General features: G+C 56.7%; 13 protein-coding genes. 4 read left to right on the forward strand and 9 right to left on the reverse strand.

Translation table 11 applies throughout. The annotated features are described in order from the left end of the window. Positions 1-32 precede the first annotated feature (32 nt). Positions 33-605, reverse strand: a complete 573-nt coding sequence (ppiA, locus tag FA92_RS16185) for a peptidylprolyl isomerase A (RefSeq protein WP_003852970.1) — start codon at positions 603-605, stop codon at positions 33-35. Positions 606-866: 261 nt separating this feature from the next. On the opposite strand from ppiA, the gene tsgA reads away from it, so the two are divergent. Next, positions 867-2,045 carry an MFS transporter TsgA gene (gene tsgA, locus FA92_RS16190; protein ID WP_013359271.1) on the forward strand — a complete coding sequence of 393 codons (1,179 nt, stop codon included), beginning with the start codon at positions 867-869 and terminating at the stop codon, positions 2,043-2,045. 35 nt (positions 2,046-2,080) lie between these two features. On the opposite strand, the gene FA92_RS16195 is transcribed toward tsgA, so the two are convergent. After that, positions 2,081-3,358, reverse strand: coding sequence for a cytosine deaminase (locus FA92_RS16195; protein WP_033784153.1), 1,278 nt, complete (start codon positions 3,356-3,358; stop codon positions 2,081-2,083). A gap of 221 nt (positions 3,359-3,579) precedes the next feature. Between FA92_RS16195 and nirB the strand changes: the two genes are divergently transcribed. Genes nirB through cysG form a run of 3 tightly spaced genes read left to right on the forward strand, consistent with a single transcriptional unit; the run spans position 3,580 to position 7,853 of the window. Beyond that, a complete protein-coding gene (nirB, locus tag FA92_RS16200; RefSeq protein WP_033784154.1) occupies positions 3,580-6,120 on the forward strand; it encodes a nitrite reductase large subunit NirB in 2,541 nt (846 codons plus the stop codon). Further along, positions 6,117-6,443, forward strand: coding sequence for a nitrite reductase small subunit NirD (gene nirD / locus FA92_RS16205; RefSeq protein ID WP_013359274.1), 327 nt, complete (start codon positions 6,117-6,119; stop codon positions 6,441-6,443). The genes nirB and nirD overlap by 4 nt, the downstream gene beginning before the upstream one ends. Before the next feature lie 45 nt (positions 6,444-6,488). Further along, positions 6,489-7,853 carry a siroheme synthase CysG gene (cysG, locus tag FA92_RS16210; protein WP_033784155.1) on the forward strand — a complete coding sequence of 455 codons (1,365 nt, stop codon included), beginning with the start codon at positions 6,489-6,491 and terminating at the stop codon, positions 7,851-7,853. A 55-nt stretch (positions 7,854-7,908) separates the two neighbouring features. Here cysG and trpS read toward each other — a convergent pair whose 3' ends face one another. From trpS to aroK, 7 genes are all read right to left on the reverse strand, one after another. Further along, positions 7,909-8,910 carry a tryptophan--tRNA ligase gene (gene trpS, locus FA92_RS16215; RefSeq protein WP_013359276.1) on the reverse strand — a complete coding sequence of 334 codons (1,002 nt, stop codon included), beginning with the start codon at positions 8,908-8,910 and terminating at the stop codon, positions 7,909-7,911. 16 nt (positions 8,911-8,926) lie between these two features. After that, positions 8,927-9,604, reverse strand: a complete 678-nt coding sequence (locus FA92_RS16220) for a phosphoglycolate phosphatase (RefSeq protein WP_033784156.1) — start codon at positions 9,602-9,604, stop codon at positions 8,927-8,929. Beyond that, positions 9,588-10,271 (reverse strand): ribulose-phosphate 3-epimerase, encoded by a 684-nt coding sequence (gene rpe, locus FA92_RS16225; RefSeq protein ID WP_013359278.1) that lies wholly within the window; start codon positions 10,269-10,271, stop codon positions 9,588-9,590. Before rpe ends, FA92_RS16220 begins: the two co-directional genes overlap by 17 nt. Positions 10,272-10,338: 67 nt before the next feature. After that, positions 10,339-11,154, reverse strand: a complete 816-nt coding sequence (dam, locus tag FA92_RS16230; RefSeq protein WP_013359279.1) for an adenine-specific DNA-methyltransferase — start codon at positions 11,152-11,154, stop codon at positions 10,339-10,341. Between the two features lie 93 nt (positions 11,155-11,247). After that, positions 11,248-12,300: an SPOR domain-containing protein gene (locus FA92_RS16235; protein WP_033784157.1), complete on the reverse strand. Its 1,053-nt coding sequence runs from the start codon at positions 12,298-12,300 to the stop codon at positions 11,248-11,250. A 72-nt stretch (positions 12,301-12,372) separates the two neighbouring features. Next, positions 12,373-13,461, reverse strand: a complete 1,089-nt coding sequence (aroB, locus tag FA92_RS16240; RefSeq protein WP_033784158.1) for a 3-dehydroquinate synthase — start codon at positions 13,459-13,461, stop codon at positions 12,373-12,375. 38 nt (positions 13,462-13,499) lie between these two features. Further along, entirely contained in the window at positions 13,500-14,021 is a 522-nt protein-coding gene (gene aroK / locus FA92_RS16245; protein WP_003852989.1) for a shikimate kinase AroK, read from the reverse strand. Positions 14,022-14,282 lie beyond the last annotated feature (261 nt).

The following is a 14,282-nucleotide window of genomic DNA, read 5'->3' on the forward strand; positions in this document are numbered from 1 at the left end:
CGGTCGCCATCCGCAGATGGCGACAAAAAGCGTTAAGGCAGGACTTTGGCAGAGAGGATAACTACCGGTTTGGACGGCACATTCTGGTACGGACCCACATCTTTGGTCGGAACCTGAGAAATTTTTTCAACCACATCCTGACCTTTCACAATCTTACCAAATACGGCATAGCCGAAATCGCGCTGGCCGTGGTCGAGGAAGGCATTATCCGCAACGTTGAGGAAGAACTGGCTGGTGGCACTGTCTTTATCGGCAGTACGCGCCATAGAGATGGTACCGCGCAGGTTACGCAGTCCATTGTCCGCTTCGTTTTTAATTGGCGCGTTGGTCTGCTTCTGCTGCATATCCGTGGTGAAGCCACCACCCTGCACCATAAAGCCCGGGATCACGCGATGAAAAATGGTGTTGTTGTAAAAACCGTTGTTGACGTAATCAACAAAGTTTTTCACAGAAACCGGCGCTTTCTGGTTATTCAGTTCGAGTTCGATATTGCCGGCGGAGGTGGTGAGCAGAACGTGGGTGTCACCTTTTGCGGCCAGCGCTTGGGCGGAAACGGAAGAGAGCGCTAACAGGGTGATGGCCGCTGTTAAAGTACGTTTAAACATGAAAGATTCCTTACCTGGGAGAGCGGGCACAAAAACGTGATTGATTGTAAAGAGACTCTATTCCATGAGCCAGCGTTTTACCTATATTTACGCTGTTGCGGCAAAAGCGCTGAGCAAACGTTAAACAACCGTAATTACGTGATTAAAATCACACAACACATGAAATATGGATCTGTAGTTTCACTGCTTGTTTATTAAGATCACAGTTCCGTTTACACTTTCTGACACTTTTTGGCACCCGGTTCTCAACAGGTTCAGAACATGACAAACCGTAATCGTATTGGCCTTACCTGGATAAGCTTCTTCTCCTACGCGCTGACCGGCGCGCTGGTGATCGTTACCGGCATGGTAATGGGCGATATCGCAAAAGATTTCCAGATCCCTATCTCCAGCATGAGTAACACCTTCACCTTCCTCAACAGCGGCATCCTGGCGGCGGTCTTCCTGAACGCCTGGCTGATGGTGATTGTGCCACTGAAGCGCCAGCTGATTTTCGGCTTCGTCCTGATGGTGCTGGCGATAATCGGGCTGATGACCAGCCGCGATCTGACCATATTCTCGCTCTGTATGTTTGTGCTGGGCGTGGTCAGCGGCATCACCATGTCGATCGGCACCTTCCTGATCACTCACATGTATGAAGGCCGTCAGCGTGGTTCACGTCTGCTGTTTACCGACTCCTTCTTCAGCATGGCGGGCACGCTGTTTCCGGTGCTGGCAGGCATTCTGCTGGCGCGTCAGCTGCCGTGGTACTGGGTCTACGTCTGCATCGGCGTTATCTACGTCGCCATCTTCGTCATGACGCTGTTTGTGGAGTTCCCGGTGCTGCGTAAGCCTGAGAACAGCCCGACCGTTGAGAAAGAGAAATGGGGTGTGGGCGTGCTGCTACTGGCTGTCGCGGCACTCTGCTACATCCTGGGCCAGCTCGGTTTTATCTCCTGGGTGCCGGAATATGCCACCAAAGTTATGGGCATGAACATCAATGACGCCGGGCAACTGGTGGGCAGCTTCTGGACGGCATATATGGTCGGTATGTGGGCCTTCAGCTTCCTGCTGCGCTTCTTCGATCTGCAACGCATTCTGATGGTGCTGGCGGGTCTGGCTACGATACTGATGTACTGGTTCGTCAGCAGCAGCGATGCCGGCATGCTGAAATGGATCATCATGATTCTGGGCTTCAGCTCAAGTGCTATCTATACCACCATCATCACTCTCGGCTCGCTCCAGACCAAAGTGGCGTCACCGAAGCTGGTGAACTTCATTCTGACCTGCGGCACCGTCGGCACCATGCTGACCTTTGTGGTCACGGCGCCTATCGTTGAGAAAAGTGGTGTGCATACCGCACTGGCGACGGCGAATGCGCTTTACGCCGTGGTATTTGTGATGTGTGCCCTGCTCGGCTTTGTCAGCCGTCATCGTACTCACGGTCACGTCACGCATTAATCCTTCAGGGCGGCGAGCGATCGCCGCCCTGCTCATTAACGTCGGAAATCTACGCGCTCCCGTTCCCGCCAGTAAATCTCACTTTCTGCAGGCTTCGTCTCCGCCACCACCACGCCACGACGCACTGAATAGCGCACCGGGACCTGCCTTCTTACCGCATCAAAACCGCTCTCTGCTGGCAATATAATCAGACTGGCCTCGTTGCCGCTCTGAATGCCATAGCCTGCAAGCTGCATCGTCTTCGCGCTGTTATGCGTAATCAGATCCAGACCCGCATCAATCTGCTCATAGCCCATCAGCTGACAGACATGTAATCCCATATGCAGTACCTGCAGCATGTTGGCGGTGCCCAGCGGATACCAGGGATCAAACACATCGTCATGGCCAAAGCAGACGTTGATCTCTGCCTCCAGCATCTCTTTTACCCGCGTAATGCCGCGCCGCTTAGGATAGGTGTCGAAGCGGCCCTGCAGGTGAATATTAACCAGCGGATTGGCGACAAAGTTAATGCCCGACAGCTTCAGCAGCCGGAACAGCCGTGAGGCGTACGCGCCATTGTAAGAGTGCATCGCGGTGGTATGACTGGCCGTCACGCGTGCGCCGTTGCCGTCGCGATGGGCCAGCGCCGCCACGGTTTCCACAAAGCGTGACTGTTCATCATCGATCTCATCGCAGTGAACATCGATCAGCCGGTCATAGCGGTCAGCCAGCGCAAAGGTTTTGTGCAGCGACCCGACGCCATATTCGCGGGTGAATTCGTAGTGCGGAATCGCACCGACCACATCCGCGCCCAGCCGCAGGGCCTCCTCCAGCAACGCTTCGCCGTTGGGATAAGAGAGAATGCCCTCCTGGGGAAACGCCACAATCTGGATGGTGATCCAGGGTGCCATCTCCGCTTTCACTTCCAGCATCGCTTTCAGCGCCGTCAGTGAGGGGTCTGACACGTCAACATGGGTGCGGACAAACTGAATGCCGTTGGCGATCTGCCACTTCAGCGTCTGCAACGCCCGCTGTTTGACATCTTCATGGCTGAGCAGCGCCTTTCGCTCGGCCCAGCGCTCAATTCCTTCAAACAGCGTGCCGGACTGATTCCATGCCGGTTCACCCGCCGTCTGGGTGGTATCCAGATGAATATGCGGCTCAATGAAGGGCGCGCAGGCTAAGCCGCCCTCGCCGTCCAGCGATTGCTCCACCGGAGAAGGCTGCTGCGGCTGGGCTGAAATCCGGGCTATTTTTCCGTCGGCGATTTCGATTTGCCACAATCCTTCCCGCCAGGGTAAACGCACGTTATTGATCCACTTAGGTGACAGCATGGCTGATTCCTTATCCGAAAAACCCGTGTGGTTAAAACTAACACGATTCATACCACCCGTGGCAATGCAGGATATTCAGCAGGTTAGCCGCGCCAGATAAAACTAATTAAAATCAACTATATACCTCTTAATGGGTATATGGCGTTGTGGTTGATGCATATCAATAAGCGTCAGAAAGGGCGCGCTATTGTAGCCGCAGATATCACAAATTTGAGGCAAAAATGAGCAAGCACAATGTCGTCGTTATCGGTAACGGCATGGTCGGCCACCGCTTCATAGAAGAGTTACTTGAGAAAGCGGAACCCGACCAGTTTTCGCTGACCGTCTTTTGTGAAGAACCCCGCGTCGCCTACGACCGTGTCCATCTGTCCGCTTACTTCTCCCATCACACCGCCGAAGAGCTGTCGCTGGTTCGTGAAGGCTATTACGACAAACATCAGGTCAATCTGCTGCTGGGCGAGCGCGCCATCACCATTAACCGTGATGAGAAGCTCATCCACTCCAGCACCGGGCGAGCCGTTCACTATGACACACTGATTTTTGCCACCGGCTCTTATCCGTGGATCCCGCCGATTAAGGGTGCCGAAGGCAGCGACTGCTTTGTCTACCGCACCATCGAAGATCTCAATGCCATTGAAGCCTGCTCGCGCCGCAGCAAACGCGGTGCGGTGATTGGCGGCGGCCTGCTGGGACTGGAAGCCGCGGGCGCGCTGAAAAACCTGGGTATTGAAACCCACGTTATTGAATTTGCGCCGGTACTGATGGCAGAACAGCTCGATCAGCAAGGCGGGGAACAGCTGCGTCGCAAGATTGAGCAGATGGGCGTGCGGGTCCACACCAGCAAAAACACCCAGCAGATAGTGCATCATGAGCACGGCGGTAAAACGCTGCAGTTCGCCGACGGCAGTGCGCTGGAAGTCGATTTCATCGTTTTCTCCACCGGCATCCGCCCGCAGGACAAACTGGCAAAACAGTGTGGATTAACTCTGGGTCCGCGCGGCGGTATCGCCATTGATGACCAGTGCCGCACCAGCGATCCCGCCATTTATGCCATCGGTGAGTGTGCCGCCTGGCAGAATCGCGTCTATGGCCTTGTGGCGCCGGGTTACAAAATGGCGCAGGTCGCCAGCGATCAGCTGCTGGGCCGCGATAATGCGTTTACCGGCGCGGACATGAGCGCCAAACTCAAGCTGCTGGGTGTCGATGTCGGCGGCATTGGCGATGCGCGCGGCACCACGCCAGGCGCACGCAGCGTGGTCTGGCTGGATGAAAGCAAATCGGTCTACAAACGCCTGATTATCAGTGAAGATCAAAAAGCTCTGCTGGGTGCGGTGCTGGTGGGCGACACCAGCGACTATGGCAACCTGCTGCAGCTGGTGTTGAATGGTATTCCGCTGCCGGATAACCCGGAAGCGCTGATTCTGCCAGCGGGCAGCGGGGAGAAACCGGCCATCGGCGTCGATTCCCTGCCTGACAGCGCGCAAATCTGCTCCTGCTTCGACGTCAGCAAAGGCGACATCATCAAAGCGGTTCAGGGTGGCTGTCACACCGTGGCCGCCCTGAAAAGCAGCACCCGAGCCGGTACCGGCTGCGGCGGCTGTATCCCCCTGATTACCCAGGTACTGAACAGTGAACTCAGTCGTCAGGGTATCGAGGTCAATAACCACCTTTGTGCCCACTTCGCCTGGTCACGTCAGGAGCTGTATCACCTGATTCAGGTTGAAGAGATTAAAACCTTTGATGAGCTGCTGGCCCGCTATGGTCAGGGTTACGGCTGTGAAATATGCAAGCCCGCGGTTGGCTCCCTGCTCGCTTCCTGCTGGAACGAATACGTACTCAAGCCGCAGCACGCGCCGTTGCAGGACAGCAACGACCTCTATCTGGGTAATATCCAGAAAGATGGCACCTATTCGGTCATCCCGCGCTCGCCCGGCGGTGAAATTACACCACAGGGACTGAAGGTGATTGGCGAGATCGCCGAACGCTACCAGCTCTACACCAAAATCACCGGCTCGCAGCGCATCGGCTTGTTTGGCGCGCAGAAAGACGATCTGCCCGCTATCTGGTCACAGCTGATCGAGGCCGGATTTGAAACCGGTCAGGCCTATGCTAAAGCGCTGCGTATGGCGAAAACCTGCGTCGGCAGCGCCTGGTGCCGTTACGGCGTGGGTGACAGCCTCGGCTTCGGCGTTATGCTTGAGAACCGCTATAAAGGCATCCGTACACCGCACAAAATGAAGTTTGGTGTCTCCGGCTGCACCCGTGAATGCGCAGAGGCCCAGGGCAAAGATGTCGGCATTATCGCCACCGAAAAAGGCTGGAACCTCTACGTCTGCGGCAACGGCGGCATGAAACCACGTCATGGCGACCTGCTGGCGGCAGATCTCGATCAGCAGACGCTGGTCACCTATCTTGACCGCTTCATGATGTTCTATATCCGCACCGCCGATCGCCTGCAGCGCACCTCGCTGTGGCTGGAGAGTCTGGAGGGTGGCATCGACTATCTGCGTAGCGTGATCGTGGATGACAAACTCGGCCTTAACAGCCAGATGGAACAGCAGTTCGCCGCGCTGCGTGCCAGCGTTCGCTGTGAATGGCAGGCGACGCTGGAAGATGAGAGCCAGCTGACGCGCTTTGCCCACTTTATCAATTCGCCGCAGCGCGATCCTGCCGTGCAGCGGGTGGCAGAGCGCGATCAGCATCGCCCGGCGCGCCCCGAAGAACGTATTGCCGTGACCCTGATTGAGGAGACCGAATCATGAGCCAGTGGAATCCGGTGTGCCCGCTGACGCAGATCCTGCCCGCCACGGGCGTCTGCGCGCTGGTCAAAGGCCAGCAGGTGGCTATTTTCCGCCCGCGCGACGATGAGCAGCTCTATGCCATCAGCAATATCGACCCGTTTGCCGATGCCAGCGTGCTGTCACGCGGCATTATCGCCGAACATCAGGATGCGCTGTGGGTGGCCAGCCCGCTGAAAAAGCAGCATTTCCGCCTCAGCGATGGCTACTGCATGGAGGATGAAACGCGCTCCGTGGCGGCCTGGCCGGTGCGGGTCAATGCCGGACAGGTTGAAGTCTGCCTGTAACGCCTGTTAACAGCCCGCCTTAGCGGGCTTTTTTAAGGACCTCTGATGGACTACTTCCCCTTGTTCTGCCGCCTGCAGGGCCGACGCTGTCTGCTGGTCGGCGCGGGTGATGTGGCGGAGCGAAAAGCGCGCCTGCTGCTGGAGGCCGGTGCCGATCTTTGGGTCGGAGCCCCCGATTTCTCCCCTGCCTTCCTGCAATGGGCGCAGCAGAAAGCCGTCACGCTGCTACCAGGGCATTTCGATCCCGCGTGGCTGACCGGCTGCTGGCTGGTGGTCGCCGCCACCAGTGATAACGAGGTCAATCAGCAGGTGGCTGACACAGCTGAAAAACAGCAGATCTTCTGCAATCTGGTGGATGCGCCGCAGCAGGCCAGCGCCATTATGCCGTCGATCATTGACCGCTCACCGCTGATGGTCGCCGTCTCTTCCGGTGGACGCGCGCCGGTGCTGGCGCGGCTGCTGCGGGAGAAACTGGAGGCGATGCTGCCGCAGCATCTGGGTCAACTGGCGCAGCTGGCGGGCGGCCTGCGCGATCGGGTGAAAAAGCAGTTCGGCTCCCTCAATGTCCGACGCCACTTCTGGGAGCGCTTTTTTAACAGCGAACGGCTGGCCCAGACGCTGGCTAACGGCGACGGTGAACGCGCGGATCAGATTACCGACGCACTTTTTAGCGCAGACCTTCCGCAACAGGGTGAAGTAGCGCTGGTCGGTGCCGGTCCGGGCGATGCCGGATTGCTCACACTCAAAGGCCTGCAGCTGATCCAGCAGGCAGACGTCATCGTCTATGACCGGCTGGTTTCCAATGAAATCCTGAATCTGGTGCGCCGCGATGCCGAACGCATCTTTGTCGGTAAACGCGCCGGACATCACTGCGTGCCGCAGGATGCGATCAACCAGTTGCTCTGCGAACAGGCACAGTGCGGCAAACGCGTGGTGCGGCTGAAAGGCGGCGATCCCTTTATCTTTGGTCGCGGCGGTGAAGAGCTGGAAGCGCTGGCACAGCTGAAGATTCCGTTCAGCGTGGTGCCGGGCATCACCGCGGCATCAGGCTGTGCGGCCTACAGTGGCATTCCCCTGACCCATCGCGATCATGCGCAGAGCGTCAGGCTGGTAACCGGGCATCTGCAGAAATCCGGTACGCTCGCCTGGCAGACGCTGGCGGCAGAACAGCAGACGCTGGTGTTTTATATGGGGCTGGGCCAGGCCGGAGAAATTCAGCAGCAGCTGATAAAACATGGGATGCGCAGCGATATGCCGGTGGCGCTGGTGGAAAACGGCACCAGCACGCGTCAGCGCGTGGTCACCGGGACACTGAACGAACTGGAAGCGTTAGCCGGTCAGGTGAGCAGCCCCAGCCTGATGATTATTGGCAGCGTGGTGAGTCTGCGCGACAGCCTGCGCTGGTTCTGAATGGGCAAATAAAAACGGCGGGCACAATGCCCGCCGTTTTTTATCCGCTCAGCCATTACGGCATCGCGACAAAGCCTACCGCTTCGTAAACCTTCTTCAGCGTTTCCTGCGCCTGTGCGCGTGCTTTCGCCGCGCCATCACGCATCACCTGCTCCAGCAGCGCTTCATCGTTGCGGAAGCTATGATAACGCTCCTGCAGTTCAGAAAGCATGCCCGACACCGCATCGGCTACTGCGCCTTTCAGGTGGCCATACATTTTGCCTTCGAACTCCTGCTCCAGTTCCGCGATAGTTTTACCGGTCACGCCCGACAGAATATCCAGCAGGTTAGAGACGCCTGCTTTCTCTTTGATGTCGTAGCGCACCACTGGCGGCTCTTCAGAATCGGTAACGGCGCGTTTGATTTTCTTAACGACCGCTTTCGGATCTTCCAGCAGGCCGATCACGTTGTTGCGGTTATCGTCAGACTTGGACATTTTTTTGGTCGGTTCCAGCAGCGACATCACGCGCGCGCCCGACTTCGGAATGAACGGCTCTGGCACCCGGAAGATATCGCCATATATCGCATTGAAGCGATGCGCAATATCGCGGCTCAGCTCCAGGTGCTGCTTCTGATCTTCACCGACCGGCACCTGATTGGTCTGATAGAGCAGAATGTCTGCCGCCATCAGCACCGGGTAGTCGAACAGTCCGGCGTTGATGTTCTCTTCGTAACGTGCTGATTTGTCCTTGAACTGCGTCATACGGCTCAGTTCACCGAAATAGGCGTAGCAGTTCAGGATCCAGCTCAGCTGCGTGTGCTCTGGCACATGCGACTGAACAAAGATGGTGCTTTTTTGCGGGTCGATACCACAGGCCAGATAGAGCGCCAGCGTATCCAGCGTCGCTTTACGCAGTGCAGCAGGATCCTGACGCACGGTGATCGCGTGCAGATCAACAATGCAGTAAATGCAGTGGAAATCATCCTGCATCTGCACCCACTGACGCAGCGCTCCCATATAGTTGCCAATGGTCAGTTCGCCGGACGGCTGTGCGCCGCTGAAAACGATGGGTTTCATACTTAAGTCCTGATATTTACAGCCCCAGTGTGGGCAAAAGTTCGTCGAAAGAGTCGAGGGTTAAATCGGGCTGGCTGGTGGCAATCGGCTCGCCATAGTTATAGCCAAAGGTCATACCGACGTTGGGTACGCCTGCCGCCTGCGCCGCCTGGATATCATTGCGAGAGTCGCCAACAAACAGCAACTCGTTCGGCAGTACGCCGAAGGTGCCCAACACCATGAAGATCGCTGCAGGGTGCGGTTTTTTAACCGGCACATCATCGCCACCGATAATCAGCGAAAACGCATCGGCAATGCCAAGCGATTCAAGCAGCGGTGCCACAAACGGCGTCGGCTTGTTGGTCACAATCGCCATCGGCAGCCCGGAAGCTTTTAAGGCATCCAGCGTCTGCTTCACCTGCGGGAACAGCGTGCTGCCCGCATCCACGGTGTCGGCGTAGTGGCGGTCAAACAGCGCGCGTGCATCACGCTGCTCTTCCGGCTGGGGCTCACGGCTCAGCGCAAAGGTCAGCGCACGGGCCATCATGATATCGGCACCATTACCAATCCAGGTTGAGACACGTTCAAGGCCCGCCTGCGGCAGGCGGAGATCGTTCAGCGTGCGGTCGATCGCATCGGCAAGGCCTGGCGCGCTATCCACCAGCGTGCCATCGAGATCAAACGCCAGCGCACGAATATCAGTGAAATGAGCCATTGGCTTTCTCCAGTTCGTTGCGCATATCGTCGATCACTTTTTTATAGTCAGGATGACCGAATATGGCAGAACCCGCGACAAACATATCTGCACCGGCAGCCGCAATCTCGCGGATATTGTCGATCTTCACGCCGCCATCCACTTCAAGACGAATGTTGTAGCCGCTCTGATCGATACGTCTGCGCGCTTCACGCAGTTTATCCAGGGTGCCGGGAATAAATGACTGACCGCCAAAACCTGGGTTCACGGACATCAGCAGAATGATATCCAGCTTATCCATGACGTAATCGAGGTAGCTCAGCGGGGTCGCCGGATTAAACACCATACCCGCTTTACAGCCGTGCTCTTTGATCAGTTGCAGGGTGCGGTCAACGTGCTCGCTGGCTTCCGGATGAAAGGTAATATAGGTGGCACCGGCTTTGGCAAACTCCGGGATCAGCGCATCGACCGGCTTCACCATCAGATGCACATCGATGGGGGCGGTGATGCCATAGTCGCGCAGTGCTTTCAGCACCATCGGACCCATGGTCAGATTAGGGACGTAGTGGTTGTCCATTACGTCGAAGTGAACCACGTCACCTCCGGCCGCCAGTGCTTTGGCTGTGTCTTCGCCCAGGCGGGCAAAGTCCGCCGACAGGATTGAAGGGGCCAGCAAATATTGTTTCATCCGATTCTCCCACTGTTGTGCGCCAGCACTTAGGCTGGCGTAATGCGTTGGTCGCGGACGAAACATACTAGCGATAAAGTGCCAGCAGTTCGTCGACCTTGGTGCGACCGGCTATGCTCCGGCTGATAGAACGCCGGGCTTTGACCACATGTAACACTGCATCCTGATACCATAAACGCGTCAGTGCAGTGTCGTGGTTAGAAATCAGTACCGGAATCCGGTGCTCCGACGCAGCCAGCTGTGCCGCTAACGCCGCCAGATTCTCCTGCTCACGCAGGCTGAAGCTGTTGGTATGATAAGCCGTAAAATTGGCCGTGGCCGACAGCGGTGCATAAGGCGGATCGCAATAGACCACCGAGCCTTTACCAGCACTGGTCAGGGTAACATCGTACGATTCACAGACAAACGTCGCTTTTTGCGCGCGCTCGGCAAACCATAACAGTTCGGCTTCCGGAAAGTAGGGTTTGCGATAGCGGCCAAACGGCACGTTGAACTCACCACGCAGGTTATAGCGGCAGAGGCCGTTGTAACAGTGACGGTTCAGATAGAGGAACAGCAGCGCACGCTGGTAGGCGTCGGTGCTGGTATTAAATTCGGTGCGCCGCTGGTAATAACAGATTTCGTTGTTACCTTCCGGCGTAAACAGCAGCTGCGCGTCACGGATGAAATCCGCAGTACGCGTTTTGACAATGTTGTAGAGATTAATCAGGTCGCTGTTGATATCAGCCAGATGGTAGCGATCAAATTCCGTGTTCAGAAACACCGAACCCGCGCCAACAAATGGCTCGACCAGACAGTCGCCTTGCGGCAGATGACGATGGATCTCTTCTACTAAGGGAAATTTTCCCCCTGCCCATTTCAGGAAAGCGCGATTTTTTTTCATGCTGTCGTGGTTATTACATCTTATTGTGAGGCTGTGGCTGGACCGACAGCAGATCTGCGCTTAAAACGGGGCCAGAGCCTGGCCCCACATCCGCTATTGGCTGGCTTCTTTCTTCACCTGGCTGACGGGTTTTACCCACGGGTTCTTCGCACGCACGTCTGCAGGCAGCGATGCTACAGCGCGTTTGGCATCGGCCGGTGTGGCATAGGAGCCACTCACCAGTACGTACCACGACTGACCGTTACGGGTGGTTTTATAGACGTGATATCCACTCAGATTTTGTTGCTTAGCCCAGGCATTCAGGCTTTCCGGCTTCGATGCACCACTCAGCTGCAGAGTGTAGCTGCCACCTGGCAGTGATTTGCTGGCTGAACTGCTGCCCGCAGCCGTGGTAGCTGGCGCAGAACTCACTGGCGTACGCGCTGGCGTGGTGTGCGTTTTGCTGTCACGGGTTACAGGCTTCGATGCTGTTTTATGCGATGAATCGTGCGCCGGACGAGCAGCGGTATTGGATTTGTTCGGTGTCTGACGGCCTGAAGGTGCCGTAACAGGATTAGCAGCCGTTCCGGCATTGCCGCTGACCGTTGCTGGCGCCGTTGGCAGTGAACTGCCGCCCTGCGTGCCCATCGCGGCACTGTCAACCTGCTGCTGCTGATTAGTCAGCGCGCTGTTCAGATCGCCCGGCAGCGTGACACGCTGCTGATTCGCAGGCGCATCAACCGGTGCGGCCTGGGTAGGCGTTGAAGCCACAGGCGGCATCGAGATGTCGCGCTGCGGATTAGAGGCAGCATCACCGCTGGTCGCCGCGTTATTTTCGCTGGTGGCGGGGGTAGTCTGCGCACCTGACGGAGGCGTCTGTCCACCGGACATGGAAGAGGAGCCGCCCAGGTCAATGTTCTTCTCGCTGCCGGAACCGCCATTGGTGGCAGGGGTTGTGCCCGCCGTGGCCGGTTTTTTCTCATCCGGGCCATTCAGCGCCGAACCAATCCCCAGTACCAGTAACAGCAGAACCAGGATCCCGACGCCCATCATGATACGCTGGCGCGAAACCGGTGTTTTGGCCGCAGTAGAGGACTTACGAGGGCGCGAGGGACGGCGGTCGCTGGCGTCAGGCTTTAACTCGTCTTCCGGTTTAAACTCATCCATTTTGGCTCCTCCGTAAAGCGGCATTCCGCACTGCGCACCCTGCGCGCCGCGTCACCACTCAACTGCTTAATCTCAGGGTTGCTGACAATCGTTAATTGCAGCCAGCACCATATCATGTGCCACGCCACCACGCACTTCAGAGCGGCCAATTGACAGCGGGAGTATCAGCCGCAGTTCGCCCGCCAGAACTTTTTTATCGCGCATCATGTGCGGCAGATACATCTCTGCATTCATTGCCTGCGGCCCATGCACCGGTAAACCGGCACGCCTGAACAGGGCAATAATGCGGTCGGTCTCTTCCGCCCGGAACTGTCCCAGACGTTCAGCCGTGCGTGCTGCCATTACCATGCCCGCCGCAATCGCTTCACCGTGCAGCCAGTTGCCGTAGCCCATGTGTGCTTCAATCGCATGACCAAAAGTATGGCCCAGATTAAGCAACGCCCGCTGACCGTTTTCACGCTCATCGGCCGCCACGACTTCAGCCTTCAGTTCACAACAGCGACGAATGCAGTACGCCAGCGCCTGTTCATCCAGCGCCAGCAGAGCATCGAGATTCTGCTCCAGCCACTGGAAAAACGCACCGTCGAGGATAATGCCGTACTTAATGACTTCCGCTAAGCCAGACGCCAGCTCACGCGCAGGCAGCGTCTTCAGACAGGCCGTATCAATCACCACTGACGCGGGTTGATAAAACGCGCCGATCATGTTTTTGCCCAGCGGATGGTTAACGGCCGTTTTGCCGCCAACTGAAGAATCAACCTGCGACAGTAAGGTGGTCGGTACCTGGATAAAGCGTACGCCACGCTGATAACTGGCCGCAGCAAAACCGGTAAGATCGCCAATGACGCCGCCGCCTAAGGCGACAAGCGTCGTATCACGACCGTGCGGCTTTTGCAGGAGCGCGGTAAAAACCTGATCCATCACGGCCAGCGTCTTATATTGCTCGCCGTCGGGTAAGATCACCTGATCCACTTTTACACCTGCCGCTGTCAGCCGCGCTGTCAGCTGGTCAAGATAGAGCGGAGCCAGCGTCTGGTTTGTCACCACCATGGCGTTTTCGCCCGCGGTCAGCGGCCAAAAAGAAGCCGGATCGTTAAACAGTCCGGCGGCGATAGTGATGGGGTAACTGCGTTCCCCCAGTGAGACGGTGATCTTCTCCATGATGCCCGATACCTGTTAAAAAGCCTTCGAACGTTGGATCAACTTTTTTCCAACATGTGGATAATCTGATTCGCCACCACTTTTGCACTCTGATCATCTGTGCGGATGGTGACATCGGCGATCTCTTCGTATAGCGGGTTGCGTTCGCCAGCCAGCGCTTCAAGCACTTCGCGCGGCGGTGAATCCACCTGCAGCAACGGACGTTTTTTGTCACGTTGGGTGCGCGCCAGTTGCTTCTCGATGGTGGTTTCAAGATAAACCACAACACCGCGGGCGGAGAGACGATTACGCGTTTCCCGGGATTTGACGGAACCACCGCCTGTCGCCAGGACGATGCCTTGCTTCTCGGTCAGTTCGTTAATGATTTTTTCTTCGCGATCGCGAAAGCCAGCTTCGCCTTCGACATCAAAAACCCAGCCCACATCCGCTCCGGTGCGTCGCTCAATTTCCTGATCGGAATCGAAGAACTCCATGTTGAGTTGCTGAGCCAACTGACGGCCAATAGTGCTTTTGCCGGCACCCATCGGCCCAACCAGAAAGATATTGCGTTTCTCTGCCATTTTGTCGGTATTACTAAGAATTCGTTAATGATACCCCGCGTTCAGCATTTGCTGGCGGGACAGGAACTGAGACCTCATGAGCGTTAGCAAGAGTCAGATGAAAAATTATCTCAACACTCAAGGCTGTTTGGCAACCGATTATATTGCCTTCAGCACATCCATTTCTGAATTGGCCTGTGTTCGCGAAACTGTAACGCGCCAGCGCTGCGTCTTTACACGCTGCTTACAGAGGAGTTTTCTGATCTGTTTGCCGGGATTTAC

This window comes from Pantoea sp. 9140 (assembly GCF_000745295.1).
GTDB lineage: Bacteria > Pseudomonadota > Gammaproteobacteria > Enterobacterales > Enterobacteriaceae > Pantoea > Pantoea vagans.

Coding starts and splice junctions, on each gene's coding strand:
- ppiA (WP_003852970.1), bottom strand. CDS start 605: ATGTTTAAACGTACTTTAACAGCGGCCATCACCCTGTTAGCGCTCTCT.
- tsgA (WP_013359271.1), top strand. CDS start 867: ATGACAAACCGTAATCGTATTGGCCTTACCTGGATAAGCTTCTTCTCC.
- FA92_RS16195 (WP_033784153.1), bottom strand. CDS start 3,358: ATGCTGTCACCTAAGTGGATCAATAACGTGCGTTTACCCTGGCGGGAA.
- nirB (WP_033784154.1), top strand. CDS start 3,580: ATGAGCAAGCACAATGTCGTCGTTATCGGTAACGGCATGGTCGGCCAC.
- nirD (WP_013359274.1), top strand. CDS start 6,117: ATGAGCCAGTGGAATCCGGTGTGCCCGCTGACGCAGATCCTGCCCGCC.
- cysG (WP_033784155.1), top strand. CDS start 6,489: ATGGACTACTTCCCCTTGTTCTGCCGCCTGCAGGGCCGACGCTGTCTG.
- trpS (WP_013359276.1), bottom strand. CDS start 8,910: ATGAAACCCATCGTTTTCAGCGGCGCACAGCCGTCCGGCGAACTGACC.
- FA92_RS16220 (WP_033784156.1), bottom strand. CDS start 9,604: ATGGCTCATTTCACTGATATTCGTGCGCTGGCGTTTGATCTCGATGGC.
- rpe (WP_013359278.1), bottom strand. CDS start 10,271: ATGAAACAATATTTGCTGGCCCCTTCAATCCTGTCGGCGGACTTTGCC.
- dam (WP_013359279.1), bottom strand. CDS start 11,154: ATGAAAAAAAATCGCGCTTTCCTGAAATGGGCAGGGGGAAAATTTCCC.
- FA92_RS16235 (WP_033784157.1), bottom strand. CDS start 12,300: ATGGATGAGTTTAAACCGGAAGACGAGTTAAAGCCTGACGCCAGCGAC.
- aroB (WP_033784158.1), bottom strand. CDS start 13,461: ATGGAGAAGATCACCGTCTCACTGGGGGAACGCAGTTACCCCATCACT.
- aroK (WP_003852989.1), bottom strand. CDS start 14,021: ATGGCAGAGAAACGCAATATCTTTCTGGTTGGGCCGATGGGTGCCGGC.